Annotated in this window: 23 protein-coding genes; 11 read left to right on the top strand and 12 right to left on the bottom strand. The window is 70.3% G+C overall.

The window, feature by feature from the left end; genetic code table 11:
- Nucleotides 1–64 precede the first annotated feature (64 nt).
- Nucleotides 65–1,297, top strand: coding sequence for a L,D-transpeptidase (locus tag ACQPYZ_RS13495; protein ID WP_433167976.1), 1,233 nt, complete (start codon nucleotides 65–67; stop codon nucleotides 1,295–1,297).
- On the opposite strand, the gene ACQPYZ_RS13500 is transcribed toward ACQPYZ_RS13495, so the two are convergent.
- The 4 genes from ACQPYZ_RS13500 to ACQPYZ_RS13515 are packed head-to-tail and all read right to left on the bottom strand — an operon-like array spanning nucleotide 1,283 to nucleotide 4,338.
- A complete protein-coding gene (locus ACQPYZ_RS13500) occupies nucleotides 1,283–1,834 on the bottom strand; it encodes a hypothetical protein (RefSeq protein WP_433167978.1) in 552 nt (183 codons plus the stop codon). The genes ACQPYZ_RS13495 and ACQPYZ_RS13500 overlap by 15 nt on opposite strands.
- A 55-nt stretch (nucleotides 1,835–1,889) precedes the next feature.
- Complete coding sequence (locus ACQPYZ_RS13505) at nucleotides 1,890–2,525, bottom strand: response regulator (RefSeq protein WP_433167980.1); 636 nt, start codon at nucleotides 2,523–2,525, stop codon at nucleotides 1,890–1,892.
- Complete coding sequence (locus ACQPYZ_RS13510; protein ID WP_433167982.1) at nucleotides 2,522–3,526, bottom strand: sensor histidine kinase; 1,005 nt, start codon at nucleotides 3,524–3,526, stop codon at nucleotides 2,522–2,524. Before ACQPYZ_RS13510 ends, ACQPYZ_RS13505 begins: the two co-directional genes overlap by 4 nt.
- Nucleotides 3,527–3,537: 11 nt before the next feature.
- Nucleotides 3,538–4,338: an alpha/beta fold hydrolase gene (locus tag ACQPYZ_RS13515; RefSeq protein WP_433167984.1), complete on the bottom strand. Its 801-nt coding sequence runs from the start codon at nucleotides 4,336–4,338 to the stop codon at nucleotides 3,538–3,540.
- A 40-nt stretch (nucleotides 4,339–4,378) separates the two neighbouring features.
- On the opposite strand from ACQPYZ_RS13515, the gene ACQPYZ_RS13520 reads away from it, so the two are divergent.
- Nucleotides 4,379–4,837, top strand: a complete 459-nt coding sequence (locus ACQPYZ_RS13520) for a MarR family winged helix-turn-helix transcriptional regulator (RefSeq protein ID WP_433167985.1) — start codon at nucleotides 4,379–4,381, stop codon at nucleotides 4,835–4,837.
- Between the two features lie 78 nt (nucleotides 4,838–4,915).
- Here the strand turns inward: ACQPYZ_RS13520 and qcrB are convergent, their stop codons facing one another.
- The 4 genes from qcrB to ctaE are packed head-to-tail and all read right to left on the bottom strand — an operon-like array spanning nucleotide 4,916 to nucleotide 9,092.
- Complete coding sequence (qcrB, locus tag ACQPYZ_RS13525; protein ID WP_433167987.1) at nucleotides 4,916–6,574, bottom strand: cytochrome bc1 complex cytochrome b subunit; 1,659 nt, start codon at nucleotides 6,572–6,574, stop codon at nucleotides 4,916–4,918.
- A 6-nt stretch (nucleotides 6,575–6,580) separates the two neighbouring features.
- Nucleotides 6,581–7,630 carry a cytochrome bc1 complex Rieske iron-sulfur subunit gene (gene qcrA / locus ACQPYZ_RS13530; protein WP_433167990.1) on the bottom strand — a complete coding sequence of 350 codons (1,050 nt, stop codon included), beginning with the start codon at nucleotides 7,628–7,630 and terminating at the stop codon, nucleotides 6,581–6,583.
- On the bottom strand, nucleotides 7,627–8,493 hold the full coding sequence (qcrC, locus tag ACQPYZ_RS13535) for a cytochrome bc1 complex diheme cytochrome c subunit (protein WP_433167992.1): 867 nt from the start codon (nucleotides 8,491–8,493) through the stop codon (nucleotides 7,627–7,629). Before qcrC ends, qcrA begins: the two co-directional genes overlap by 4 nt.
- A complete protein-coding gene (gene ctaE / locus ACQPYZ_RS13540) occupies nucleotides 8,490–9,092 on the bottom strand; it encodes an aa3-type cytochrome oxidase subunit III (RefSeq protein WP_433167994.1) in 603 nt (200 codons plus the stop codon). Before ctaE ends, qcrC begins: the two co-directional genes overlap by 4 nt.
- Before the next feature lie 142 nt (nucleotides 9,093–9,234).
- On the opposite strand from ctaE, the gene ACQPYZ_RS13545 reads away from it, so the two are divergent.
- From ACQPYZ_RS13545 to trpD, 3 genes are read left to right on the top strand one after another with little or no spacing between them, the layout of a single operon-like run.
- Nucleotides 9,235–10,152, top strand: coding sequence for a cytochrome c oxidase assembly protein (locus tag ACQPYZ_RS13545; RefSeq protein WP_433167996.1), 918 nt, complete (start codon nucleotides 9,235–9,237; stop codon nucleotides 10,150–10,152).
- A gap of 58 nt (nucleotides 10,153–10,210) precedes the next feature.
- The gene (locus ACQPYZ_RS13550) at nucleotides 10,211–10,630 is read left to right on the top strand and encodes an Rv3143 family two-component system response regulator (protein ID WP_433167998.1); all 420 of its coding nucleotides are present in this window, start codon (nucleotides 10,211–10,213) and stop codon (nucleotides 10,628–10,630) included.
- Between the two features lie 9 nt (nucleotides 10,631–10,639).
- On the top strand, nucleotides 10,640–11,680 hold the full coding sequence (gene trpD / locus ACQPYZ_RS13555; RefSeq protein WP_433168000.1) for an anthranilate phosphoribosyltransferase: 1,041 nt from the start codon (nucleotides 10,640–10,642) through the stop codon (nucleotides 11,678–11,680).
- Nucleotides 11,681–11,731: 51 nt separating this feature from the next.
- Here trpD and ACQPYZ_RS13560 read toward each other — a convergent pair whose 3' ends face one another.
- The 4 genes from ACQPYZ_RS13560 to ACQPYZ_RS13575 form a co-directional block, all read right to left on the bottom strand.
- Nucleotides 11,732–13,639, bottom strand: coding sequence for a hypothetical protein (locus ACQPYZ_RS13560; RefSeq protein ID WP_433168002.1), 1,908 nt, complete (start codon nucleotides 13,637–13,639; stop codon nucleotides 11,732–11,734).
- A gap of 118 nt (nucleotides 13,640–13,757) precedes the next feature.
- A complete protein-coding gene (locus ACQPYZ_RS13565) occupies nucleotides 13,758–15,989 on the bottom strand; it encodes a hypothetical protein (protein ID WP_433168003.1) in 2,232 nt (743 codons plus the stop codon).
- Nucleotides 15,990–17,192: 1,203 nt separating this feature from the next.
- The gene (locus ACQPYZ_RS13570; protein ID WP_433168005.1) at nucleotides 17,193–17,480 is read right to left on the bottom strand and encodes an Lrp/AsnC family transcriptional regulator; all 288 of its coding nucleotides are present in this window, start codon (nucleotides 17,478–17,480) and stop codon (nucleotides 17,193–17,195) included.
- Between the two features lie 120 nt (nucleotides 17,481–17,600).
- Nucleotides 17,601–19,382, bottom strand: a complete 1,782-nt coding sequence (locus tag ACQPYZ_RS13575) for a DEDD exonuclease domain-containing protein (protein ID WP_433168007.1) — start codon at nucleotides 19,380–19,382, stop codon at nucleotides 17,601–17,603.
- 186 nt (nucleotides 19,383–19,568) lie between these two features.
- Between ACQPYZ_RS13575 and ACQPYZ_RS13580 the strand changes: the two genes are divergently transcribed.
- The 6 genes from ACQPYZ_RS13580 (at nucleotide 19,569) to ACQPYZ_RS13605 (ending at nucleotide 26,427) form a co-directional block, all read left to right on the top strand.
- Complete coding sequence (locus ACQPYZ_RS13580; protein ID WP_433168009.1) at nucleotides 19,569–20,879, top strand: NYN domain-containing protein; 1,311 nt, start codon at nucleotides 19,569–19,571, stop codon at nucleotides 20,877–20,879.
- A gap of 80 nt (nucleotides 20,880–20,959) precedes the next feature.
- Nucleotides 20,960–21,205, top strand: a complete 246-nt coding sequence (locus ACQPYZ_RS13585) for a hypothetical protein (RefSeq protein WP_433168011.1) — start codon at nucleotides 20,960–20,962, stop codon at nucleotides 21,203–21,205.
- A 216-nt stretch (nucleotides 21,206–21,421) separates the two neighbouring features.
- Nucleotides 21,422–22,471 carry an NlpC/P60 family protein gene (locus ACQPYZ_RS13590; protein WP_433168012.1) on the top strand — a complete coding sequence of 350 codons (1,050 nt, stop codon included), beginning with the start codon at nucleotides 21,422–21,424 and terminating at the stop codon, nucleotides 22,469–22,471.
- Between the two features lie 140 nt (nucleotides 22,472–22,611).
- Nucleotides 22,612–24,051, top strand: coding sequence for a hypothetical protein (locus tag ACQPYZ_RS13595; RefSeq protein ID WP_433168014.1), 1,440 nt, complete (start codon nucleotides 22,612–22,614; stop codon nucleotides 24,049–24,051).
- Complete coding sequence (locus ACQPYZ_RS13600; protein ID WP_433168016.1) at nucleotides 24,044–25,312, top strand: M48 family metallopeptidase; 1,269 nt, start codon at nucleotides 24,044–24,046, stop codon at nucleotides 25,310–25,312. Before ACQPYZ_RS13595 ends, ACQPYZ_RS13600 begins: the two co-directional genes overlap by 8 nt.
- Nucleotides 25,309–26,427: a glycosyltransferase family 4 protein gene (locus tag ACQPYZ_RS13605; protein ID WP_433168018.1), complete on the top strand. Its 1,119-nt coding sequence runs from the start codon at nucleotides 25,309–25,311 to the stop codon at nucleotides 26,425–26,427. The genes ACQPYZ_RS13600 and ACQPYZ_RS13605 overlap by 4 nt, the downstream gene beginning before the upstream one ends.
- Nucleotides 26,428–26,542 lie beyond the last annotated feature (115 nt).

Raw genomic sequence — 26,542 nt, forward strand, 5'->3', positions numbered from 1 at the left:
GCGGGATACTCTTGCCGCGGTTTCGGTTTGAACAGGGGAGAGCTGGGGAATGGTAGGCGGTTCGGTGAGGAAGCACGGGCTTGCCGTGGTGGGGATCTGCGCGATGCTGCTGGTCGGCACCGCGTGCAGTGACACCGAGGCGGGCGGCTCACCCTCGTCCCCCGGTGCGACCGCCAGCAGCGGTACGCCGAGCGCGTCGACGAGTCATGGTCCGTCCGAGAGCCCGTCGCAGGAGCCGGCCGCGGCCAGCGTCTCGGTCGTCCCGGCCAAGGGCGCGAGTTCGGTCCGGCCGGACACGCCGGTGACCGTGAAGACCTCGGTCGGCACGCTGACGGCCGTCACCCTCAAGGACGACGACGGCGACGCGGTGGCCGGCAGCTTCAACGCCGACAAGAACCAGTGGACCTCCGTGCCGCAGCTCGAGCCCGGCGCGGCGTACACCCTGACCGGCTCCGCGGAGGGCACCGACGGCGCCGTCGTACCGATCAAGTCGACCTTCCGGACGCTGAAGGCGACCAAGAACCTGAAGGCCTCGGTCGCCCCGCTGAACGGCGAGACCGTCGGCGTCGCGATGCCGATCCAGATCTACTGGAACAACCCGGTCACCGACCGCGCCGCGGTGGAGAAGCGGCTCAAGGTGACCACCTCGGTCCCGGTCGACGGCAGCTGGCACTGGATGAGCAGCAAGCAGGTCAACTACCGGCCGAAGAACTACTGGCCCGCGGGCACCAAGGTGACGGTCGACATCGGCACCCAGGGCGTCAACGCCGGCAAGGGCGTGTGGGGCTCGGCCGGCCGGGAGATCTCGTTCTCCATCGGCAAGTCCGTGGTCACCAAGGTCGACGTGAAGAAGCACAAGATGTACGTGACCATCAACGGCAAGCTCGCCCGCACCATCCCGATCACCGCCGGCAAGTCCGGCTTCACCACCCGCAGCGGCGCGAAGGTGATCATGGAGAAGTACCCCACCAAGCGGATGGACGCCCGGACCGTCGGCATCCAGCCGGGCGACCCGGAGTACTACGACATCCACGACGTGAAGTGGGCCCAGCGGGTCACCAGCTCCGGCGAGTTCATGCACGGCGCGCCGTGGTCCTCCGGCAGCCAGGGCACGGAGAACGTCAGCCACGGCTGCGTCGGGATGAGCCTCGCGAACGGCCAGTGGTACTTCCAGCAGACCCTGCGCGGCGCCCCGGTGATCGTCACCGGAACCACCCGCACGATGGAGCCCGGCAACGGCTGGACCGACTGGAACATGACCTGGGCCGCCTACAAGGCCGGCTCAGCCCTCTCCTGACCGCCACCACCTCTGCCACGCGAGCGCGGCGAGGAGCGGGCCCCACAGGGTCATCGGGGCGTAGGCGACGAGCTGGACGGTGAAGGGAGTGCCGGTCGTCATCTCCGGGTCGAAGGTCGATCCGGTGAGGGCAGAAGCCGGTACGCCGACGGTCCAGACGGCGATCAGGGCGAGTGCGCCCAACCCCGCTGGTACGACGGTCGCCGCGCGGGGGATCCGGCGGCCGCCGAGACCGGGCAACCAGGCGGGGACGATCTCACCCCAGCGGTGCACGAGGCCAAAGCTGAGGAGCGCGAGGGCCTCGCTCAGGACGCACAGGAACAGCAGGTAGCCGGCTCCGTGCGGGGTGTCCAGCTCGGAGCGGCGGATCCAGCCCTCGTCGTACCCGACGGGAAAGCCGACGATGATCCCGATCCGCCAGAGCGCGGACGGGATCGTGCAGAGGGCGATGACGTGGGCGGCGACCGGCGCCCAGGCCGGTACGCCGGCGGAACGCTGATTCCATCGAGCGGCGCGGGCCGCGGTGTCGGTAGGCATGGACCGACCGTCTCGTGCCACCCCGGGTCGGCCCCAGGTGCCGATCGGCACATCTTCAGCGGCGTTGGGACCACACGGCGGCGGCGATGCCGACGCGGTTCCGCGTGCCGAGCTTGCGTTGGATCGCGGCCAGATGGTTCTTGACGGTGCCGGGGGAGATGACCAGACGCTTCGCGATGTCGGCGTTGGTGCCGCCGTCGGCGACGAGTCCGGCGATCTCCCGTTCGCGAGCGGTCAGGCTCGACCACCGCGGGTCGGCCGGTACGTCGCGAAGTCGGCTCAGCAGGCGGGTAGTGAGCTGTGGACTGACGAGCGTGTCGCCGGCGACGGCCGCGCGAATCGCCTCCAGCAGCAGGGTCGGTCCGGATCGCTTGAGGATGAACCCCGCGGCCCCGTTCCGCAGCGCCGTGTGCACGTACTCGTCCAGGTCGAAGGTGGTCACCACGACCACCTTCAACGGGTCGGCGATGGTCGGTCCCGCCAGTTGTTCGACCACACTGAGCCCATCGCCCTTCGGCATCCGGATGTCGGCCAGACACACGTCCGGTCGTAAGTGCCGCGCCTGCGCAACCGCCGACTCGCCGGTCCCCGCCTCGGCCACCACCGTCATGTCCGGCTGCGCGTCCACCACAGCCCGGAAGGACTCCCGGATCGCCGCCTGATCGTCGGCCAGCAGCACCCGAATCGTCATCGGGGAACCACCAACTCCACCCGCCACTCGCCGGCGTCACCGGTCCCGAACCGCAACGACCCGCCGACGTGCCGGGCCCGCTCCCGGAGCATCCGCAGCCCGCTGCCGCCGTCGTCCGGGTCCGCCTCGCGGATGACGTCGCGTGGCAGCCGCTTCGCATCCGGAGCAGCCACTCGATCCGGCACGTCGTTGATCACCGTCAGCAGTACGTCGTCGCCGAGACGGATCGCGATCCGGACCTCGCCCGCATCGGGAGCGTGCTTGCGGACGTTCGTGAGGCATTCGGTCGCCGTGCGGTACACCAGCGCCGACGCTTCCGGCGATAGGCCGATCGCCTCAGTTTGCCCGATCAGCTCAGCCCGTGGCCCGGGCGTCGCGTTGAAGCGCTCCACGAGCCCCGGCAGTGCCGCCAGCTCTCGTCCGGAACCGTCCGGGAGCCCATCAACGCGCAACGCCCGTACGGTCGCCTCCAGCGACTCCAGGGAGCGAATGCCGGCCTGCTCGATCCGCTCCAGGTCCTTCGACCCACCGCCGACGTACCGCGCGGCTTGGACACGTGCGACCACCTCGCTCAGGTCGTGCGCGACGAAGTCGTGCAGCTCCGCGGCGACCGCGAGCCGCCGGCGGTACGCCTCGGCCTCGCGTCCGGCCGCTCGTGCTCGCTCCAGCGCGCGCAGACCCCAGCCGAGCAGCCCGGCAGCCGCACCGGCTGCGCCCCAGAGGGCCACGGCCAAGGCCTTGCCACCGGCATCGAGCTCCGGCGCCTCGGAGTACCGCAGCACCATCACGGCCAGCGCGACGACCACGATCGGAGCACCCACGACCAGCCGCTCTGCCCACCGTGCGACCGCGAACGCCAGTACGAGCAGGACAACCGGCTCGATGAGCGCGGCCGCATCCGGCCCGCCGGCGATCGGCCGCAGCAGAGCGGTGGCCAGCGCGGACGCCAGGCCGACGGCCACTCCGACCGGCCCCAGCCACCTCCGAGCGACCCTCCGCACGACTCCTGATCCTAGTGCGACAGGGCTTTCAGTACTTCGGCTGCGTGTAGGGCCGGTAGGGAGTGGTGGGTGGCGGCTTCGATTGGTACGACGGTCGCGGTGGGGATCAGGGTGGTGACGCGTCGGGTGAGGCGCTCGGGATTGTGGGTCTTGGTGTGGCCGGCGGTGATGACCAGGAGCGGCGGGCGGAGGTGGCGCAGGGCGTCGTCGCCGGGGCGCCGAGGGCGGGCGACCGGGCTCCTCGGCTGCTCTGCGGCCAAGGCAGCCAGCTCGAGCCACTGGGCGTCGACCGGTAGGTCCTGCGTCTCCCAGCGGAGGAACGACAAGGTGCGCCGACGTGACGGACGAAGCAGGCTGGGGAGGGCGCGGGCGACGTACGCGGGCCGGAGGCCGGTGAAGCAGTCCGTCGGGTCGAGGAGCGAGAGGCGGTCGACCCGGTCCGGGTGGGCGAGGGCGTATGTGAGGGCCAGCCAGGCGCCGTACGAGTGACCGACGAGGTGAGGTCGATCGACCTCAAGCCCGTCGAGTACGGCGGTCAGCCACGTCAGGAGGTCGTTGGTGCTGCGGGGCGGTCGGCCCGTGGAGCGGCCGGCGTCGCCGAGGAGGTCGATCGCGTAGACGCGGTGGTGCTCGGCGAGCCGGGGTGCGACGGCGAACCACACCGGCGAGGTCGCCCCATGACCGGCGAGGAGTACGACGGGACGGCCGTCGAGCGGGCCGCACGCGTTCACATGGGTGCCGTTGATCGACAGCTGGTCGACCGGGACACCCCAGCGGCTCAGCAGGGCGTCGTACGCGTCGTCGAAGCTCATGGCGTGAGGATAGCTCACTCAGTGAGGTAAATTGGCGGGCATGCGAGAACGCGTGATGCCTGCGGATCCGGAGCGGGCCGCCGCGCTGGAGTTGGTGCACCGGCTGCGAGAGGTCGCGTTGCGGCTCGAGCTGGCGGTGGGGGAGTTCGCGCGGACGACGGGCCTGCACGGGACCGACGTACGGGCGCTGATCCGGCTGCTGGATGCTGAGCGGGCAGAAGTCGAGGCGACGCCCGGATGGCTTGCCGGGCAGCTCGGAATGACCTCTCAGGCGACGACTGCGGTGATCCACCGGCTGGAGGCCGCTGGACACGTCGAACGGCTCAGGAGCCGCTCGGACGGCCGGAGTGCCCGGTTGCAGGTCTCGGACAGTGCGGTCGACCTCGGGTGGCGGTTCTTCGGCCCGCTGATCGAGCGCCTGGTCGCGGTCGAGCTCCGGCCGGGGGAGCGGACGGTCGTCGCCGACTACCTGGACGCGGTCGCCGACGCGATCGACTGAGTCGCCAGACAGGGTCTCGCAAGAACGGAAGAAGGCCCCGGCGGATCGCCGGGGCCTTCCTACGCATGTACTGCTGGATCAGGACCTGTCGCTGGTGACCTCGCGATAGGTCTCGGTCTCGCCGAGCTCGTGGATCTCGTCGGCGTCGTGGCTGTGCTCGTGCGCCTCCTCGACCTCGGCACGGGTCGGCTTCTGCACCGCGTCGGCGAAGTAGAAGCGCGAGAGCCGGGCGCGGACCTTGTTCAGGGCCCGGCGCGGGGCGCGGACGCCGTTGTCGTCGGTCTCCGGGCCGATCTCGAGCGGGAGCATCCGGTCCCGGGCGGTGAGCTCGTAGGCCTCGTAGTTCGAGATCGGGGTGTGCTTCTCGGAGTACGCACCGTCGGGGGAGCGGACGATGATGCCGGTCTCGAGGCCGTGCAGGATCCGCTCGTTGTCGGAGCGCTGCAGCGAGATCGCGATCCGCCGGGTGATCCAGAACGCCAGGACCGGGCCGAGGAACACCGCGAACCGGAGGAACCAGGTCACGCTGTTCAACGAGACGCCGAAGTGGGTGGCGATCAGGTCGTTACCACCACCGACCCACAGCAGGCCGTAGAAGGTGATGAAGGCGGCACCGATACCGGTCCGGGTCGGCATGTTGCGCGGCCGGTCCAGCAAGTGGTGTTCGCGCTTGTCGCCGGTGATCCAGGCTTCGATGAACGGATAGAGCGCGACCAGCGTCACGAAGGCGGGTGGCACCAGCAGAGCCGGGATGATCAGGTTCCAGCTCAGGGTGATGCCCCAGAAACTCGACTCGAGGCCGGGCATGATCCGGACCGAGCCTTCCAGCCAGCCCATGTACCAGTCCGGCTGGGATCCCGCCGTCACCTCCGCCGGGTTGTACGGGCCGTACAGCCAGACCGGGTTGATCTGCATCAGTGCGCCCATCAGCGCAGTGATGCCGAAGACGACGAAGAAGAAGCCGCCGGCCTTGGCCATGTACACCGGCATCAGCGGGTAGCCGACCACGTTCTTGTTGGTCCGGCCGGGGCCCGGGTACTGCGTGTGCTTGTGGTACACGACCAGGAACAGGTGGACCGTGACCAGGGCGAGGATCAACCCCGGGATCAGCAGCACGTGGACGGTGAAGAATCTGGAGACGAAGTCGTCTCCCGGGAACTCGCCGCCGAAGATGAAGAAGCTCATATACGTGCCGATCACCGGCGACGCCTGGACCATGCCCTGGGTGATTCTCAACCCGGTCCCGGACAGCAGGTCGTCGGGCAGGCCGTAGCCGATGAAGCCCTCGATGATGCCGAGGAAGAGCATCGTGAAGCCGATCACCCAGTTCAGCTCACGCGGCTTGCGGAACGCGCCGGTGAAGAAGATCCGGAGCAGGTGCACCATCATCGCGGCGATGAACAGCACGGCCGCCCAGTGGTGGATCTGCCGCATCAGCAGACCGCCGCGGATGTCGAACGAGATGTCCAGCGTGGAGGCGTACGCCTCCGACATGTGCAGGCCCTTGAGCAGGCTGTAGGAGCCCTGGTACTCGACCTCCGCCATCGACGGCTTGAACCAGAAGGTCAGGAAGATGCCGGTCAGGATCAGGATGATGAAGCTGTACAGCGCGATCTCACCGAGCATGAAGGACCAGTGGTCCGGGAAGACCTTCCGCAGGTTCTTGCGGCCGATCTTGCCGATCCCGAGACGGTCGTCCAGGTATTTGACCGGTGGCGGGAAATCTTTGTCAGACACGTGCGGTCACCCTCGTTCGAAGAAACTCGGACCGACTGGTTCGGTGAAATCGCTCTGCGCGACCAGGTAGCCCTCCGAGTCCACTGCCAAGGGTAGCTGAGGCAACGGACGGGCAGCAGGACCGAAGATGACCTTGGCCCCGTCGGCGAGGTCGAAGGTCGACTGGTGGCACGGGCAGAGCACGTGGTGGGTGGTCTGCTCGTACAGCGAGATCGGGCAGCCGACGTGGGTGCAGATCTTCGAGTAGCACAGGATGCCGTCGATACCCCAGTTCTCCCGGCCGGCCGGCGTACGGATCTCGCTCGGCTTGATCCGGACCACGATCACCGCGGCCTTGGCCTTGGCGTTCTGGTACTCGACGCCGCTCTCCTCCTGGATCGGGGCCAGGTTGGCGGGGGCGGCGTTGACCAGCTGGCCGACGATCAGGTCGGACGGCTTGATCGGGCGCAGTGTGACGTCGTTCACGACCCGGATGCCTTCGGCCCAGATCGTGCTGTAGAGCTTGCGTCCGGGCAGCGGGCCGAGGTCGCGCAGCAGCACGATGGCCGGCAGGCCGAGCAGGCCGACCGCGCCCAGCAGCGAGCGACGGATCAGCTTGCGCCGGGTGAACCCCGACTCCTGGACGCCCTGGTTGAAGGCCTCGGTGATGTCGGCCTTCTGCTCCATCGTCGAGTGCGCGTCGTGCCGCTCCTCGACGATCTCCTCGTCGACCATCAGCTTCTTGGCCCACTGGATCGCGCCCGCACCGATCAGGAACAGCGCCAGGCCGAGGCTCAGGCCGAGGGCCATGTTGTTGGCGTTCCCCGACAGCGGGCCGAAGACCACCTCGGCGTCGCGCGGGATGGCGAAGTACGCCACGCAGGAGCCGAGCGCGAGCAGGCCGGCCAGGCCAAACATCGTGGCCACCTGGCGCTCGACCCGGTCGGCCGCCTTCGGGTCGATGTCGGTGATCCGGTACTCGTGCGGCTCGATCCCCGGGTCGGCGATCGGCTCGGAAACCTCGACCGCCCCGTGACCCTCGTCCTCTGCCTTCACCGGCAGTTTCTCGTCGCTCATTCGGCCTTCGCTCCCTTGGCCTTGACGCCCTTGGCGCCGATCCAGACCGCTACGCCGACCAGCAGGCCGATGCCGACCAGCCAGCCCCACAGGCCCTCGGACACCGGACCGAGCCGGCCGAGACCGAAGCCACCCGGGTCCTTCTGGGTCTCCAGCGCCTTCAGATAGGCGATGATGTCGCGCTTGTCCTCCGGCTGCAGCACCTGGTCGGAGAAGACCGGCATCTGCTGCGGACCGGTCAGCATCGCCTCGTAGATGTGCTTCTCGCTCACACCCATCAGCGACGGCGCGTACCGGCCGTTCGGCAGCGCGCCGCCCTTGCCGGCGAAGTTGTGGCACGCCGTGCAGTTGGTGCGGAAGAGCTCGCCACCGCGGGTGACCTGCTCGTCAGTGGCCTTGCTCACGTCGTACGACTCCTGCGCCGGCACCGCCGGGCCGGGGCCGAGCGAGGCGACGTACGCCGCCAGCGCCTCGATCTCTTCCTGCGTGTACGTCGGGGCCTTGCGCGGGATCTGGGCACCCGGCTGCATGGCCGGCATCCGCCCGGTGCCGACCTGGAAGTCGACGGCGGCCGCGCCGACCCCGATCAGCGACGGGCCGGCCAGGTCGCCCTCGCCGTTCCCGCCACCCTCGGCGTTCAGGCCGTGGCAGCTGGAACAACCGACCGCGAAGAGCTTCTTGCCCTCCTCGATCTGCTGGGACTGGGCCGAGTTGTCCGCGACCGCGTTGTCAGGGGCGAAGGCGGCGTACGCCGAACCCACTGCCAACAGGCCGAACAGGAGCACGACGAGGCCGGCTGACCGGTGCCGTCGTCGCGCGGAGAGAAAGCGCGCCGGTGACAAGGAAAGTCTCTTCTCACTCATTTGAGCAGGTAGATGGTCGCGAACAGGGCGATCCAGACCACGTCGACGAAGTGCCAGTAGTAGGACACGACGATCGCCGAGACGGCCTGTTCGTGGGTGAACTTACGAGCCATGTACGTCCTGGCCAGGACGTACACGAAAGCGATGAGACCGCCGGTCACGTGCAGACCGTGGAACCCGGTGGTCAGGTAGAACACCGACCCGTACGGCGACGACGAGATCGACAGGCCCTCGTGGATCAGGGCGGCGTACTCGGTCACCTGGCCGGCGATGAAGACCGCGCCCATCAGGTAGGTGAGGATGAACCACTCGCGCATGCCCCACGCGCGGACGTTCGCCAGCGAGCCGGTCCGGCCCACCTTGCCGTGCTCGGCGGCGAACACACCCGCCTGGCAGGTGAACGACGACGCGACCAGGATGAACGTGTTCACCGAGGCGAACGGGACGTTCAGCATCTCGGTGGACGCCTGCCACAGGGTCTCCGTGCCCGGAGCCGCGGCGGCGGTCGTCACCGACCGGATCGTGAAGTACGCCGCGAACAGGGCGGCGAAGAACATCAGTTCGCTCGAGAGCCAGACGATCGTGCCGACACTGACCATGCTGGGACGGTCGTGGTGTCCGTGTTCACGAGACGCTGGGAGCGCGGTTGCAGTGGCCACGCGGTCATTATGTCGTTCGGGGGATCGCACGCCACGACCACCCCCATGCATGTCGCCGGCCGGTGCTTTCTACTGTGGAAGCGTGCTTCCCCTCCATGCGGCGCCCGGCGACCAGATCGAGCCGTTCACGCCGCTGCGGTTGCTGACCGCCTGGACCTTCGAGCCGGTGTTACTCGGCGTGATCGTGGCCCTGGGCGCGCTCTACCTGTACGGCGTCCACCGGCTGCGGGCCCGGGGTGACAAGTGGTCCCGCGGCCGTACGTTCGCGTTCGTCGGACTGGGGCTGGGAAGCGCCGTGATCGCCACTCAGTCGGCGCTCGGCACGTACGACACCGTCCTGCTGAGCGTGCACATGGCCCAGCACATGGTGCTGTCGATGCTCACGCCGCTGATGATGGCGCTCGGCGCACCGGTCACTCTGGCGTTGCGCACCCTGCCCGCCCGGCCGCGGAAGTGGTTGCTCTCCGTGTTGCACTCGGGGTTCGCGAAGGTGCTGTGCTTCCCGCTGATCGGGTTCGCGCTGTTCGTCCTGAGCCCGTGGGCGCTCTACTTCAGCGGCTGGTACGACGCCACGCTGCGCTCGACCGTGCTGCACGACCTACTGCACCTGCACTTCATCCTGGTCGGCGCACTGTTCTTCTGGCCGTTGCTCGGCCTCGACCCCGTGCCCGGGCGGGTGATCTACCCGTTCCGGCTGATCATGACGTTCCTCACGCTGCCGTTCCACGCGTTCCTCGGCATCACGATCATGTCCGCGAACACGCTGATCGCCGAGGACTGGTACACCAGCTTCGAGCGGTCCTGGCCGCCGTCACCGCTGCACGACCAGTACATCGCCGGCGGGCTGCTCTGGGGATCCGGGGACATCGTCGGGCTGGTGTTCTTCGGCGTGCTCTTCGTCCAGTGGGTGAAGGAGTCGCAGCGGGAGGCGCGGCGCGAGGACCGCCGGCTGGACCGGTTGGAGGAACAGGCTCGCCGGAGCGGACAGGCACCCCGGTAGCATTCGGCGTGTTGTTCGACAGTCCACTGGTCACCGACACACAGCTTGGGATGGATCGATGAGTTCAGAGCGTCCGCTGAAGGTGCTCGTCTACAGCGACGACCGTACGACGCGGGAATCCGTCCGGCTCGCGCTGGGCAAGCGGCCCGCCGCCGATCTGCCCGCCGTCGAGTACGCCGAGTGCGCGACCGAGCCGGCCGTGATCAAGACCATGGACAAGGGCGGGATCGACCTGGCCATCCTGGACGGCGAGGCCGTGCCGGCCGGCGGGATGGGGATCGCCCGGCAGCTCAAGGACGAGATCTTCCAGTGCCCGCCGGTGCTGGTCATCACCGGCCGGCCGCAGGACGCGTGGCTGGCCACGTGGTCGCGGGCCGAGGCCGCGGTCTCGCACCCGATCGACCCGGTCCGGCTGGCCGAGGTCACCGCCGACCTGCTCCGGCAGCGGCTGGCCAACCTGCCCGCCACGACCGCCTAGCCCGTTGCGATGACGGCGTACACCTGGCCGCAGGTGCTCAACCCGTTGCTCCGGCGGGAGGACCTGGACAAGTCCGCGACCGCGTGGGCGATGGAGCAGATCCTGTCCGGCGCCGCGTCGCCGGCCCAACTCGCCGGGTTCGTGATCGCGCTGCGGTCCAAGGGCGAGACGGTCACCGAGGTCGAGGGCCTGGTCGCGACCATGCGCGACTTCGCCACCCGGATCTCGGTCCCCGGCCGGACGCTGGACGTGGTCGGCACGGGCGGTGACCAGGCCCACACTGTGAACATCAGCACGATGTCCGCGATCGTCGCCGCGGGTGCGGGGGCCAAGGTGCTCAAGCACGGCAACCGCGCGGCCTCGTCGGCGTGTGGTGCGGCCGACGTCCTCGAGGAGCTCGGCGTACCGCTCGACCTCACCGCCGCGCAGGTCGCCGAGGTTGGGGAGCAGGCCGGGATCACGTTCTGCTTCGCTCCGGCGTTCCACCCCGCGTTGCGGCACGCCGCCGTACCGCGGCGTGAGCTGGGCGTGCCGACGACGTTCAACTTCCTCGGCCCGCTGGCGAACCCGGGCGATCCGTCGGCCCAGGCGGTCGGGGTCGGCGACGGGCGGATCGCCGGGCTGATGGCCGGCGTACTGGCGCGGCGGGGGATCGACGCGCTCGTGTTCCACGGCGACGACGGGCTGGACGAGCTGACGACCCGGACGACGTCGCAGGTGTGGACGGTCGGCGGCGGTTCGGTGGAGGGTCCGTTCACCGTGGACCCGCGGGAGCTCGGGATCGCGCCGGTGGCGGCCGATGCCTTGAAGGGTGCGGACGCGAGCTTCAACGCGAAGGTCGTCCGGGCGTTGCTCGACGGCGAGCCGGGTGCGGTGCGGGACGTCGTACTGCTGAACGCGGGGGCGGCGCTGGCGGCGTACTCGCCGACCGACGAGCCGATCACCGCCCGGATCCGCGCCGGGATGGACCGGGCCGCCGAGGCGATCGACTCGGGCGCGGCCAAGGACGTGCTGGACCGCTGGATCGCGGCCTGCGAGGCGGTGCGGTAAGGCTCTGCTTGAGAGGGCCGGCGGGTTTGGCCGCCGGCCCTTCTCGTGTGGCTACCGGTTGATCTTGATTTGGCTGACCTTGTAGCGCCAGACCCGCTGCCAGTCGGGCGTCGAGCCGGCGATGTCCGCGATCGACACCGCCGCGGTGCCGTCGCCGCGGTCGATCACGGCGATCATGACCGTCGAGAACGTCTCCTTCAGCGGCGGTTGGCTGACCGCGACCCGCGCGGTGATTTCGTGTCCGGGGTGACCGGCGACGGTGATCGCCGTGTGCGTGACCGCGGAGATCTTCGCGTTCTTGTCGTACAGGTTGATGATCGCGCGTGACCCCGCCTGGCTGGCGGCCTCCCGGCGGCCGGCCGCGGTGTTCACGTACTTGATCTCCGGCGCCAACTGGCCGAACGAGACGTAGTTGCCCCAGTCGTTCTTCTTGCCGTCGTAGTTCTTGTGCACGACGAACCAGATCGCCGTACCGCCCCACAGGCCGGTGCGGTCGTACTCACTCGTCCAGGCCGCGCTCATGATCGGCATGACGTCCTTGTTCGCCGCGGTCATCTCGGTGCCGAGCACCTTGCCGACCGGGGTCGGCGTCTTCGACGGCTTCACCGACGGGTCGACCGTCTCCATCGGCGCCTGCCCACCGGACGGCAACGTGACCGGCGCGACCGCGTCCGCCTTCGTCCAGATCCAGCCGACACTGATCCCGGTCGCCGCCAGCGCCACCAGCACGAGCACGAGCGCACCGATCAGGCGAGCGCGCATCGTGCCGTCCACCGACGACGTCCCACCGCCGCCGTTCCCACCCGCGCCCGGCAACAACCGCCGCGCCCCAACCTGCCCGTACTCCTCCTCGACCCGCCCACCTTCGTACGACGCTTGCCCGGCCCGCTGGCTGAACGAAGGTTGACCGACCTGCTGGCTGTACGACGCCTGACCCGCCTGCTGGTTGTTCGGCGGCTGTCCTGCCTGCTGGTTGTAGGGCGGCTGTCCGGCCCGCTCGCTGTAGGGCGCCTGCCCGGCCTGCTGGTCGTTCGACGGCTGTCCCGTCTGCTGGTTGTAGGGCGGCTGTCCGGGCCGCTGGCTGTAGGGCGCCTGCCCGGACTGCTGGTTGTACGACGGCTGGCCCGTCGGCTGGTTGTACGACGGCTGGCCCGTCGGCTGGTTGTACGACGGCTGGCCGGGCTGCTGCGCATGCTGCGGCTGTCCCGGCTGCTGGTTGTAGGGCGGCTGTCCGGGCTGCTGGCTGTATGACGACTGCCCAGGCTGGCCGCCGTACGGCCCGTGTCCCGGCTGTCGACCGTGCTGCTGCGCGTGCGACGGCTGGCCCTGCTGCTGGTTGTAGGGCTGTTGGCCCGGCTGCTGCGTGTGCGGCGTCTGGCTCGGCCGGCCGTGCGACGAGGCTTGCGGCTGACCGCCGTACGCAGGAGGCCTCTGACCGGACGGACCGCCCTGCGCCGGACCGCCTTGCGGGGGACCGGCCTGCCCCGGACCGGCCTGCCCCTGACCGCCCTGCGGAGGACCGGCGTGTGGGGGACCGGCCTGTGGTGAGCCTGGTGGCTGCGCGGCGTGCTGTGGGCGACCGGGCTGCTGCTGGGGCCGCGGCTGTTGAGGATTCTGAGGTGCCGCGTGCTGTCCGCCGGACGACTGCAGGTACGGGTTGGCCTGACTCGGCGGGCGACCGGAGTACGACGTACCGGACCCCGCGGAAGGACCCGGAGCAGGCGGCGGCGCCGGCGCAGGCGACTGCCCGAACAACGGATCCGAGGATCCACCCTCCGACGCGCCCCCGTCGCGGTTCACCGACGACGGCTCGCCAGCACCCGAGTACTCCGCCGAGCTCCCGCCACCCCGTCCCGCTTCGCCCGCGCCGTACGCGGACTGCCCGCCGTCCTCGGCGGGTGCAGGGTTGGTGATGTGCCAGGTGTTCGGCGCAGGTGGGGCCTGGGGGGTGCCGGCCAACGGGTCTGGCGAGGAGGCCTGGTCAGGCGTGGGTATGGGCCCGCCCGGCGCCGGGGCGGGCGGAGGAGCGCTGTGCCGCGCCGCGGGGCGGGGCGGTTGCGGGGTCTGGTCTTCGTTCTCAGCCAACGTTGATTCCCTTGTAGGCCTGACTCTCGGCCGTCCTCAGATCCGGCCGGTTGGTGGGGATGTCGCTGACGTACGCGACTGCGGTGCCGTCACCGAGGTCGAAAACGGCCACCGTCAGGGTAAGCACCCGGGCGGTCACCTTGGCCGACTTCGCGGTCACCGTCTGCTGGACGTACCAGCCCGACTTCTCCGAACGCTTCACCGCGCCGTTGGCCACGGTCTTGAACGTCACCGGGATGTCGCCGTACAGCGAGCTGCGCAACTGCACCGACAGCGACGTCGCGGTCGCCTTCGGGTCTCCGTTGAACCCGGAGCTCGTGCCGAGCGCGCCGACGAAGATGTCGGCGTACCAGTCGTTCTTGCCGTCGAAGTTCTCCTGAAGGAGGACGTACTGGCCGCTCGAGTTGAGTACGTCCGGCGCGAACCGCTTGCGGTCCGACCAGGGCGGAGTACGGCGTGGGAAGGAGATTGCGTCCGACGCGATCCGGCCGCCTTCATGGAGCTTCGGGTTCTTCGACTGACCGGGTTTGGTGCTGCTCTCGCCGGTGGGCTGGTTCGTCGGCTGGCTGCCGGTCGGCTGGTTGGTCGGCGTGGTGGTCGGGCCGGCCTGCTTGTCGTCGCCGGACGTGATCAGGAAGACGCCCGCGACCACCAGCATCACAAGCACCACCACACCCGAGATCACCAACGGCAACTTCGCCGAGGACCCACCCCCACCACTCTTCTTCTTGTTCCCGCTCCCCCCACGACCGCCGCCCCGCCGATCACCCGCAGGCCCCTCAACCTCCCGAACCTGCCACGCCTGCTGATTCCCACCCCACTCACCAACAGCCGTCCCCCCACCCCCGTGCCCAGCCGCCTGCTGCCCACCCCACCCACCGGCACCAGCCCCCTGCTGCCCACCCCAGCCGCTGGACTCGGTCTCCGCCTCACCGTTCTGCTGACTACCCCAAGCACCCCCGGACTCCTGCCCAGCGCCCTGCTGCCCACCCCAGCTGCCCGCCTCGGCGTCTACCTCTGCGTTCTGCTGGCGACCCCAAGCACCGCCGGACTCCTGCTCGGCGTTCTGCTGCGCACCCCAGCCGCTGGACTCGGGGCCGGTCCCTGCGTTCTGCTGACTACCCCAGCCGTTGCCGTCGGTGCCCTGCTGTGCACCCCAGTTGCCAGGTCCGCCGTCCTGCCCGGTGTTCTGCTGCGAGCCCCACCCACTACCGTCGGCCTCTTGCCCGGTCTGCTGTCCGCCCCAGCCGTTGGCGTCGGCTTCTTGTCCGGTGTTCTGCTGACCACCCCACGGGCTGCCAGAGTCCTGCCCGGAGCTCTGCTGAGCACCCCAGTCGCCGGGGCCGCCGTCCTGTCCGGTGTTCTGCTGCGGCCCCCACCCGTTGCCGCCGGAGTCCTGCCCAACACCCTGCTGCACACCCCACCCGCTGGCGTCGGCGTCGGTCCCAGTGTTCTGCTGGCTGCCCCAGGCGCTGCCGGAGTCCTGCCCGGTGTCCTGCTGTGCACCCCAGCCACTTGCGTCGGTGTCAGCCTCGGCACTGTGCTGTCCGCCCCAAGGACCACCGGGGTCCTGCCCAGCATTCTGCTGTGCACCCCACGCGCCGTCGTCGGCGCTCTGCTGGCTGCCCCAGCCGCTGCCGCCAGCGTCCTGCCCGGTGCTCTGCTGTGCACCCCAGCCGCTGGCGTGGGCGTCGGTCCCGGCGTTCTGCTGGTTGCCCGAGCCGCCGCCGGAGTCCTGCCCGACGTCCTGCTGTGCGCCCCAGCCGTCGACGTCGGTATCGGTTCCAGTGTTCTGCTGGTTGCCCCAGCCGCTGCCGGAGTCCTGCCCGGCGTCCTGCTCTGTGCCCCAGCCGTCGACGTTGGTTTCGGCGACGGCGGCCTGCTGGGTGCCCCAGGTGCTGCCGGACGCCTGCTCGGCGCTCTGTTGTGCATCCCAGTCGCTAGGGCTGGCGTCCTGCGCGACGTTCTGCTGGACGTCCCAGTTGCTCGGGCTGCTGCCCTGCTCTGTGGGCTGCTGTGTGCCCCAGCCGCTGGTGTCTGTGTCTGCCTCGGCGTTCGGCTGGTTGCCCCAGGTGCTGCCAGAGTCTTGTCCGGTGGGCTGTTGTGCACCCCAGTCGTCAGGGCCGCTGTCCTGCGCGGCGTTCTGCTGCTCGCTCCAGCCGTGGACCTGGGTGTCGGCGTTGGCGTTCTGCTCGTTGCCCCAACCGGGTTGTCCGTCCTGCACAGCGCCCTGTTGTGCACCCCAGCCGCTGGAGTCGGGGTCGGCAGCCGTGGGCTGCTGTGAGTCCCACCCGGTGGCGTGCGTGTCGGCGTCGGCGTCCTGCTGGCTGTCCCAGGGGCTTGGGTTGCTGTTCTGCTCGGCGGTCTGCTGCGTGTCCCAGCCGCTGGTGTCCGTGTTTGCCTCGGTGGCCTGTTGGTTGCTCGAGGCGTTGGTTGTGTCTTGCCCGGAGTGCAGGTCGTTGGCGGTGGCCTCGGGGGGCTGCTGGACTCCCCAGAGTTGGGGGGCGGATTCTTGGGGGGCCCAGGCGGTGTTGGCCTTTTGCTGGGCGGGGGATTGCTGGGGCTGGGTGGGGTCGTCGGCTGGGTGCAGGGCTTGGTTCGGAGCTTCGGTCCAGCTGACGGACGACCAGCCCTGGCCGCTCGTGGCAGCACCAGAAACCGCTCCAGCACCAGATGCCGCTGCAGCCCCGGACGCCGCAGCCCCAGAAGCAGCGGCGCCGGAAGCCGCAGCCCCAGAAGCCGCCGCGCCGGAAGCCGCCGCACCCGATGCGGCAGCACCCGACCTGACGGCACTCGGCGTGGCGCTCGACGCGGCGGGGCTCGACGCGGCGGCGCTTGAGGGGGGCGCGTTGGAGGGGGCTGCGGTTGAGGGGGTCGCTGGGGCGAGTCTCAGGGGTGCGGCGGGCTGGGGGGTTTGCTCGGTGGGGGGCTCGTCGACAGGTTCGTCGGGGATGGGTTGCTGGGTCCAGTGTTCTGGGGGTGCGGGGGCGATCTCTGGTGCGTTCCAGGTCGCTCGGGCTCGGTCGAAGGGGCTGAGTTCCTGGCGCTGTTGAGCAGGCTCCGGCGAAGGGCCGCGGGTCGTCTGGCGAGGGGCGTTGGGGTCCGAGGTCCAGCCGGACTCCGGCGACCACCAAGACTCCGAGGGTTGCCCGGACTCCGAGGACGGCCCGGACTGTGCGGACCCCTCGGACTGCGAGGACGGCGAGGACTGCGAGGACTGCGAGGACTGCGCAGACTGCTCAGTCGCGGCCGCGGTCTGGGCTGCTGCGGCGGTCGCCTTCTCCGTGCGGTTGGTCCACTGCTTCCCGTTCCACCAGCGGAGGGTGTTCGGCTGGCCCGTGGGATCCGGGTACCAGCCCGCGGGAGGGTTGCTCATACGCTCACCGTAACTTCAGCTCGTGTCAGCCGGGCCGTGGTTGACCAGCCCTCAGACACCGTCCTCCTGGCCCAGGCTGAAGGCCGCCTCCAGGTCGTGCGTGGAGTACGCGCGGAAGGCGATGTGCGTCTCGGTGCTGAGTACGCCGGCCACCCGGTTGACCTTCTCGGGGATGACGGTGGCGAGGTCGTCGTGCCGGGGTACGCGGACCATCGCGATCAGGTCCAGCCCGCCGGTGACGGAGTACACCTCGCTGACGCCCTCGATCGCCGCCACCTGCTCGGCGACCTCCGGGATCCGCGCGACGTCGGCCTTGATGAACACGATCGCGGTGACCATGCCGTCCTCTCCTCGAATCACAGCTCAACCCGCTGAAGCATAGTGCCGCCCGCTCCACCGGGTACGACGCACGCCGGGTACGACGCACCGCCCGCCGCGGACCGTTCCACGCGGAGCAGATCAGCTGACGCGGGCGGGGCCCAGGGGGCGGAGCCGCCGGCGGCGTTCGGTGGGGTGGTGGTGGTCCTCGGAGTGGGCGTTGTCGAGGCGGGTGAGGTGGCGGCCGGCGCCGGAGACCGGGCAGGTCCAGGTGCCGTCCATCTCGACCAGGCGGATGCCGGGCTGGTCGAGCCAGCGCAGGACCAGCTCGATCTCCTCGGGCGAGGCGGAGGCGACCGGCCCGATCCCGGGCAGCACCGTCTCGGCGGAGGCCCGGAGCATCTCGAGGTACTTGCGTGGATCCGTCCCGCGCGGGCTGATCCCTGCCGCCGCGAGCCGCCCCCGCCGGATCACGTGCAGCTCCCAGCCGCCGTCGTCCGTCCGCCGGGCCGCACAGATCTCCGCGCACCCGGTGACTGACGCCATCCGTTGCATCCGCGCCGAGCTACGCACGAAGGCGCTCAGTCGGTCCCGGTGCACGGCGGCGTCCTCGAACCGCTCGTCCGCCGACAGCAGGTCGATCCGCCGGTCGAGCGCCTCGACCACCGGGGTCGGGTCCACGGTCAGCGCCGTCCGCAGCGCCGCCACGAACTCGCCGTACGAGTCCATCGAGATCCGGCCGTCGCACGGCGCCACGCAGCGGCCCATCTCGGCCAGCACGCACGGTGACAGCTGAGGCGTGCGCGACATCCGCGCGGTGCACTGGCGGATCGGGAACGCCTCGTGCAGCGCTGCCATCGCCCGCTCGGCCGTCTTCCGCGAGCTGAACGGGCCGAGGTACCCGGCGTCGTCGTCGCGCACCTGTTTCACCAGCGACAGCCGGGGAAACGGTTCGACGGTGACCTTCAGCCAGTGTTGCCGCTCCGGGAACTTGGAGCGCCGGTTGTACCGCGGCTTGTGCTCCGCGATCAGCCGCAGCTCGCGCACCTCGGCCTCGAGCGACGTACCGCACTCGATCCCGCGGACGCCGGTGGCGATGCCGATCATCTCGCCGATCCGGCTCCTGGTCTCGGAGGCGGTGAAGTACGACCGGACGCGGTTGCGCAGGTCCTTCGACTTGCCGACGTACAGCACCTCGCCGCGGTCGTCGGTGAACAGGTACACACCCGGTGCGTGTGGCAACGTTTCGGCCAGGTGGCGCTTCGCCCGCACGGCCGGCGCGACCCGGGCCGAGAACGTCTGCAGGTCCTCCAGCGTCTGCACGCCGAGCGAGCCGACGCGCTCGAACAGCCCGTGCAGCACGTCGACCGTTGCCCGCGCGTCCGACAAGGCGCGGTGGTTCGGCGTGGTGGTGGCGCGGAAGAGCTTGGCCAGCGTGCCGAGCTTGCAGTTCGGCGCTTCGTCCGGCGTGATCACCCGGCGGGCCAGCAGCGCGGTGTCGACGACCGCGAAGTCGGGCCAGTCGTACCCGTGCACAAGGCTGTCGTGCTTCAGGAATCCCATGTCGAACGGCGCGTTGTGGGCCACCATCACGCAGCCCCGGGCGAACTCCAGGAACGCCGGCAGCACCGCGCCGATCCGGGGTGACGAGGCAACCATCGAGTTGGTGATCCCGGTCAGTACGGCGATGAACGGCGGAATCGGGTCGGACGGGTTGACCAGCGTCTGGAACTCGCCGACCACCTCGCCGCCGCGCACCTTGACCGCGCCGATCTCGGTGATCCCGGACTCGCCCGGCGCTCCGCCGGTCGTCTCCAGGTCGACGACGCAGAACGTGACGTCGCGCAGCGGCGTACCGAGGTCGTCGAAACTCGGCTGGACACCACGGATCGGTGTCAGCTGGTCCGGAGCCGGGCTGGTCATGGCAACGACGCTAAGAGGGGCCACCGACAATTCCGCAGGTGACACGCAAGGGAGTCGACTAGGCTCTCTGTATGCGTACACAGGCGACTACCGCGAAACCGGCCCCGGCGCCGGGCCGCTGTGGTCTGCGTCACTGGCCAAGCGCTCCATCGCGCCAGACCACCGTCCGGGCCGGACTGCGGACCGGTGACTGAGGCAGGCACCGCCGCGAGCTCCGCCGCTACCTCTTTGCCCGAACCGGTCCGGCAACGCGTTCTCGCCCTGTCCGCGCAGGCGCTCGGCCAGTTGCCGGCGACCGACATCCCGGCGCCGCTGCGCCGGTTCGCCAGTTTCGCGCCGGCCAAGCGGGCCAAGCTCTCGGCGTCCGTGCTCGGCCCGATCCTCGAGACCGACGAGCACTTCCGCCGGCTGACGGCGTTCCAGGTACGGCGGGAGCACCCGGAGCTCGGGGACGCCGTGGCCGAAGGTCTCGCGGTGCCGGCCGCGGACCCGGTGGAGGTCGCGGCGCTGGCCTACCTGCTCCGCCCGGACGACTGGGAGCAGCACGTCGCCGCGGCCGCCGCACAGGTGCCGGTGGAGGCCCCGCGCGCCGCCGAGGAGGCGGTCAGCAGGCTGTCCGACCAGCTCGACCAGGCGCGCACCGAGACCCGGCAGGTCCGGGAACGGCTGCGCGAACAGGTCAACGAGCTCAAGGCCGAGAACGTCACGCTCCGGCGCAAGCTGAACGAGGCCCGCCAGCGGATCAGCGGCCTGCAGAGTGAGCTCGAGCAGCGCACGACCGAGGCGGAGACAGCCGACGAACGGGTCGAGGCGGCCCGCGCCGAGGTGGACCGTGAGCTGCGCAAACTCCGCGCCCGCATCACCGAGCTCGAAGCGGTCGAACACGCGGCCCGGCGGACGGCGGGCCAGGAACGCGAGCTCGCCTCGACCCGGACGAGACTGCTCCTGGACACGCTGGTCGAGGCCGCGAGCGGCCTGCGGCGCGAGCTGGCGCTGCCGCCCGGCGGTGAGCTCAGACCGGCGGACACCGTGGCCGGCACCGAGCCCGACGCCGCACCGGTGGGGCGTACGGCGCCCGACGACGACCCGGCCCTGTTCGACGAGCTGCTGGCGTTGCCGCAGGTCCACCTGATCATCGACGGCTACAACGTGACGAAGACCGCCTGGCCGAACTCACCGCTGCACTCGCAGCGTCAACGGCTCGTCACCGCGCTCGGAGCGCTGGTCGCGCAGCGCCGGATCGAGGTGACCGTGGTGTTCGACGGCGCCGAACTTTCGGGCCCGGTGCAACTGAATCCACCGCGCGGGGTGCGGGTCCGGTTCAGCCCGGCGGGAGTGATCGCGGACGAGGTGATCAGGCAACTGGTCCGGGCGGAGCCGCCGGGCCGCCCGGTCGTGGTCGTGTCGACCGACCGCGAGGTTGCCGAGAGCATCATCACGCTGGGTGCCCGGGCACTGTCCGCGACCACGCTGATCGCCCGGATCGCCCGCTCCTGACGGCAAACTGTCGGCGGCGGCCTCTAGCGTCCTTCTCAGCCGGATGCAAGTCCGGGTGCTTCCCCACTTTGGAGGACGTTGTGCTGATCGACTGCGACGCTTGCGTGCTGAGAGGGCCGGGCTGCCAGGACTGTGTGGTCACGGTCGTGCTGGGCTTCTCGGCCGAACGGTCCGGCACGCTCCGGATCGACGACGACGAGAAGGCTGCCTTGGACGCGCTGGCCGAGTCCGGTCTGGTGCCACCGCTGCGCCTCGTGCACGCTGTCAGCAGCATCGAGCCCGAAACCCCTGACGAGACAGGCGAAACGGCCGTTGGGTCGGGGTGATCCTTCGTTAATTTTGGATCAAACCCGAGGGGCGAATTGCACTGGTCACGAAACGGTCACTACTGTTACCTCTCGTTGCCTCAGGGTGTCGGCCGATCAGACCGACCGGGCAGCACGAAGCCGATGGGTGACCCGCCAGGTCCGGCAGCGTAGGTTCCGCTGTGGCCGGCGCGGTCAATGGGGACGGCGCGAGCAGAGGAAGGGACCGACCGGGCTGTGTCCACCGGACGCATCAACCGCACCAAGGGAATCGCCCTCGCCGCCATCACCAGCACCGCCGTCGTGGCGGGCGTGATCTTCATCCAGGGAGCCGCGGACGCTGATCCGAAGCCGACCCTGGAGGAGGCGAAGAAGCAGGTCGCGGCGCTGCAGCACAAGGCCGAGGTGGCCGGTGAGTCGGCCAACGACCTGCGCGGGCAGATCAGCGCCTCGAGCGCCCGGGTGAAGGCCCTGCAGACGGCGATCGCCAAGCAGCAGGGCCAGGTGGATGCGGTCAAGCGGCAGATCGGCTCGCTCGCGGTGGCCGGCTACCAGACCTCCGGGATGACGACGACGGCGCAGCTGCTGCTGTCGACGAACCCCGACCAGTTCCTCAGCCAGGCGTCCACCGCCCAGGCCTTCGCCGGCCAGCAGAACTCGGCGCTCCGCCGCTACCAGCAGGCCCAGGGCAAGCTGGGTGACCTGCAGGCGAGCGAGCAGACCGAGCTGGCCGCCCTGAAGGCCGTGCAGACGCAGCAGGACACGCTGAAGAAGCAGATCCAGACCAACCTGGACGCCGCCGAGAAGGTGCTCGACAAGCTCAGCGACGAGGAGCGGGAGCGGATCCAGGAGGAGAACGAGCGGGAGGCCGAGGAGGCCCGGGACGAGCGCCCGAGCCGCGACGGCGACCGGATGGACGACCTGCCGGTGCCGGCCAGCGGCCGCGCCGGGACCGCGGTCAGCGCCGCGATGGGCCAGCTCGGCGATTCGTACGTGTGGGGCGCCGAGGGCCCGAACTCGTTCGACTGCTCCGGCCTGATGCTGTACGCGTGGGGCAAGGCGGGCGTATCCCTGCCGCACTCGTCGAAGGCGCAGGCGAGCGAAGGCCGCCGGGTGAGCAAGAGCCAGCTGATGCCCGGTGACCTGGTGTTCTTCTACTCGCCGATCAGCCACGTCGGGATGTACATCGGCAACGGCCGGATGGTGCACGCTCCGCGCCCGGGCAAGCCGGTCAAGACCGACCCGATCGACCAGATGCCGTACAACACCGCGGTCCGCCCGGGCTGAACCGCGCCCTTGTCATACTCTTCGGCTCCGGGGTCTCACCCCCGGAGCCGATTCGTTCGGCCATCGTTCGAGTGCTCTACTGTCAGAGGAGGCACGTAGTGTCCCGGCTGACTGGGGCAGGTGAGCAGCGAGGGGCCGAGGTGATCGACGAACACAGCGACACGGTGCCCCTGCCGGCGATCCCGCCGCCGCCCCACCGCCCACCCTCGGAGACCGCCGGGCGGACCGCCGAGCGGACCGGGCGGGTGCCGCCTCCGTTCGGCCCGATCGTCAAGAAGGTCGCGCTCGGCCTGGCCATCGTCCTGGTCGCCGGGGCCGGGTACGCCGGTCTGCGCCAGATCGCGGACGCGCCGGCCGCCCCGGGCGCGCCGACCGCCGCCGAGTCCCCGCAGACGTCTCCGACGCCGGACGAGGCCGCCGAGGGGGTACGGCGCGCGAGTGTCGGCGGAGCGGTTCTGCAGAAGATGGCGACAGCGATCGAGGACGACAGCCGGTCCGCGTTCCTGGCCGCGGTCGACCCGAGGGCGACCGAGTTCCGCGAGAGCGCCCGGACGATCTTCGCGAACCTGGGCAAGCTCCCGGTCACCGGCTTCACCTTCCGCTATGTCAGCGACGACACGGCCGCCCTTACCCCGGACCGGCAGGCCGCGCTCGGCGGCAGCGAGTCCTGGCTGGCCCAGGTCGAGGTCTCCTGGCAGCTGTCCGGGTACGACGCCAAGCCGGCCCGCGAGACCCTGCCGGTGACGTTCGTCACCCGCGACGGGACGACGTACGCGGCCTCGTTCTCGGAGCGGTTCGTGGCGGGGCAGCAGCGGCCGGTGTGGGCGCTCGGCCCGCTCGACGTGGCCAAGGGGGACCACAGCCTGGTGGTCAGCCTCGACCCGGATACGGACGCGGAGAGCTATGTCTCGACCACCGACCGGGCGGTCGAGTCGGTCAGCAAGATCTGGGGGCGGAGCTGGCGGCAGAAGGTGGTCGTGTACCTGCCCGCCAAGCAGGCCGAGATGGAGTACGTGCTCGGCGCCCGGCCGAACACCTACACGCAGATCGCCGCGGTCACGATGGCCGAGCTGGACAGTCCGCAGGTCGGCGCGCCGGTGCGGATCGTGGCGAACCCCAAGCTGTTCGAGGAGCTCGGCAAACAGGGTCGCAAGATCGTGCTGACCCACGAGACCACCCACGTCGCCTCGACCGCGACCGCCTCGCCGGTGCCGTTGTGGCTGGCCGAGGGATTCGCCGACTACGTCGCGTTCACCGCCGTCCCCGTGCAGGACGAGTCGGCGGCGAAGGAGTTGTTCAAGGCGGTCCGGGCGGGCAAGGTCCCGTCGGCGCTACCGGGGACGGAGGCGTTCGCCGCGTCGTCGGCGGAGCTGCCGCAGGCCTACGAGTCGGCCTGGCTCGCGTGCCGGCTGATCGCCGAGCGGGAGGGCCGCAGCACGCTGGTGAAGTTCTACCGCGCCGTCCACGCGTCGAGGAGCACGACCGGGCTGGCGGACGCGTTCAAGTCCATCCTCGGGATGACGGAGGAGGAGTTCGTCGCCGAGTGGCAGCAGTACCTGAAGAGGCTCGCCGGTGTCTGAGGCGGCCGCCCGGTGGACCTCACCCGCGGCCGCCCGCTGGACGCCTCCCGTGGTCGCCGTTCTGCTCGCCGTCCCCCTGGCCGTCGTCATCGGCGTCACCACGCCGTGGCACCTGATCGACGTGCCGGAGCCTGACGCCACCCTGGACTTCACCGCCGCCGAGATCGCCCGGCAGAACGCGTTCCGGCACGAGTTGTTGCCGTGGTCAACCACCTCCTGGGTGCTGTCCGTGCTGGTCCCGCTGGTGATCGGCTTCAGCCCGCTCGGCCGCCGCCTGTACGACGTGATCCGCGTCCGCCGGTGGTGGATCGCCGTGCCGCTGCTCGTGGCCGGTCTCGGACTGCTGACCAGCCTCGTGACCGTGCCGACCGACGTGATGGCCGAGCGGGTCAGCCGGAAGTACGGCCTGTCGGTGCAGGACTGGGGGTTGTGGACCCGCGACCGCGCGGTCAACTCGCTGCTGATGTCGCTCGCACTCGCGGTCATCGCGGTCGGCCTGGTCGGGCTGGCGAAGCGCTGGCGTACGTGGTGGTGGTTGCCGGCGGCAATCGCGGGCGCGGTGCTCGTGCTGGGCGTGTCGTTCGCGTACCCGGTGCTGGTCGAGCCGCGGTTCAACGAGTTCACCTCGATGCCGGCCGGCCCGCAGCGCGACGACTTCATGAAGCTGGCCGCGGACGACGGCGTACCGGTCCGGGACGTCCTGGTCGCGGACGCGTCCAAGCGGACGACCGCCTTGAACGCCTACGTGTCCGGCTTCGGCTCGACCCGGCGGCTGGTCGTCTACGACACCCTGCTGAAGGACGCACCGCCCGCGCAGGTCCGGCTCGTGGTCGCACACGAGCTCGGCCACGCGGCCGAGGACGACGTCCTGCACGGCACGCTGATCGGCGTGCTCGGTGCCACCTTCGCCGTCGTGCTGTTGCGGTTGTTGCTCGGGGCCCGGATGTCCGATCCGCGCCGGACCGCGTTGCTGCTGGCGATGATCACCGCGGGTACGACGCTCGCCGCCCCGGTGCAGAACCTGGTCAGCCGCCGGATCGAGGCCCGCGCCGACTACCACTCGCTCCGATTGACCAACGACCCGCGGAACTTCGTGGCCATGCAGCACGACCTGGCCGTCACGAACATCTCCGGGCTGAACCCGCGCCGCTGGCGGTACTGGATGTTCGCCAGTCACCCGACCTCACCCGAGCGGATCGCGATGGGCCGCGCGTGGGCGGCCGAGCACGGCACGCCGGTCCCGCCGTTGGTTCGGCGATGACCGTCCTGGTCGTCACCAACGACTTCCCGCCCCGCCAAGGTGGGATCGAGACGTTCGTCCGGTCGTTGTGCGACCAGGTGCCCGAGGTCGTGGTCTACACGTCCCGCTCACCGGGCGACACGGCGTACGACGCCCGGCTGCCGTTCACCGTCGTCCGGGACCGTACGCCGGTCCTGCTGCCGACGCCGCGGATCACGAGGACGGCCGTCCGGCTGATGCGTGCGTACGACGCCGACCGAGTGCTGTTCGGGGCGGCCGCGCCCCTCGGCCTGATGGGGGCCGCGCTGCGACGGGCCGGCGCGCGACGGATCGTGGCGATGACGCACGGGCACGAGACGTGGTGGGCCGGCGTACCGGGTGCGCGGCAGGCGTTGCGGCGGATCGGTGACGCGGCCGACGCGCTGACGACGGTCTCGTCGTGGTGCGAGGAAGAGATCGCGCCGGCGTTGTCTCCGGCCGCCGTACGACGGATGCGCCGGCTCACCCCCGGGGTCGACACGGACCGGTTCTTCCCGGACTGCGGGGGAGACCAGGTTCGCAAAGGGCTCGGGCTGGAAGGCGTTCCGGTGGTCGCCTGCGTGTCGCGGCTGATTCCGCGGAAGGGCCAGGACACGTTGATCCGGGCGTGGCCTCGCGTGCTGGCCGCCGTACCGTCGGCCGTCCTGCTGCTCGTCGGCGGTGGCCCGGATCGCGAACGGCTGCAGGCGCTCGCGGCGTCCACGGGTGTCATGTCGTCGGTCGTGTTCACCGGTGCGGTGCCGTGGACGGACATCCCGCCGTACGTCGATGCCGCGGACGTCTTCGCGATGCCGTGCCGGACCCGCCGGTTCGGGCTCGAGCCGGAGGCGCTCGGGATCGTCACGCTGGAGGCGTCGGCGACCGGCAAGCCGGTGGTGGTCGGCGACTCCGGCGGAGCCGCCGACACGGTCCGGCACGGCGAGACCGGCTACCTGGTCGACCCGTACAACCCGGTCGCGGTCGGCGTCCGAATCGCCGAACTGCTCACCGATCCGGCCAGGGCTCACGCGATGGGTTCGGCGGGCCGTGCCTGGGTCCGCGAGCACTGGTCGTGGACCCGCAGCGGAGCGGTGCTGAGGGAATTGCTGCACATCTAGTTCGGCGGATCGTGTACTCTGGCCGACATGCATCGGATGTCCCGACTTGCCGCAGCCGTACGAGCTCATCGCTCTCCGGCTGCCGCTGCCTGACATCTCCAACCTCCCACCGGCG

The organism is Kribbella sp. CA-247076, assembly GCF_050942445.1.
Taxonomy (GTDB): Bacteria; Actinomycetota; Actinomycetes; order Propionibacteriales; family Kribbellaceae; genus Kribbella.

Coding starts and splice junctions, on each gene's coding strand:
- ACQPYZ_RS13500 (WP_433167978.1), bottom strand. CDS start 1,834: ATGCCTACCGACACCGCGGCCCGCGCCGCTCGATGGAATCAGCGTTCC.
- ACQPYZ_RS13505 (WP_433167980.1), bottom strand. CDS start 2,525: ATGACGATTCGGGTGCTGCTGGCCGACGATCAGGCGGCGATCCGGGAG.
- ACQPYZ_RS13515 (WP_433167984.1), bottom strand. CDS start 4,338: ATGAGCTTCGACGACGCGTACGACGCCCTGCTGAGCCGCTGGGGTGTC.
- ACQPYZ_RS13520 (WP_433167985.1), top strand. CDS start 4,379: ATGCGAGAACGCGTGATGCCTGCGGATCCGGAGCGGGCCGCCGCGCTG.
- qcrA (WP_433167990.1), bottom strand. CDS start 7,630: ATGAGCGACGAGAAACTGCCGGTGAAGGCAGAGGACGAGGGTCACGGG.
- qcrC (WP_433167992.1), bottom strand. CDS start 8,493: ATGAGTGAGAAGAGACTTTCCTTGTCACCGGCGCGCTTTCTCTCCGCG.
- ctaE (WP_433167994.1), bottom strand. CDS start 9,092: ATGGTCAGTGTCGGCACGATCGTCTGGCTCTCGAGCGAACTGATGTTC.
- ACQPYZ_RS13550 (WP_433167998.1), top strand. CDS start 10,211: ATGAGTTCAGAGCGTCCGCTGAAGGTGCTCGTCTACAGCGACGACCGT.
- trpD (WP_433168000.1), top strand. CDS start 10,640: ATGACGGCGTACACCTGGCCGCAGGTGCTCAACCCGTTGCTCCGGCGG.
- ACQPYZ_RS13570 (WP_433168005.1), bottom strand. CDS start 17,480: ATGGTCACCGCGATCGTGTTCATCAAGGCCGACGTCGCGCGGATCCCG.
- ACQPYZ_RS13575 (WP_433168007.1), bottom strand. CDS start 19,382: ATGACCAGCCCGGCTCCGGACCAGCTGACACCGATCCGTGGTGTCCAG.
- ACQPYZ_RS13605 (WP_433168018.1), top strand. CDS start 25,309: ATGACCGTCCTGGTCGTCACCAACGACTTCCCGCCCCGCCAAGGTGGG.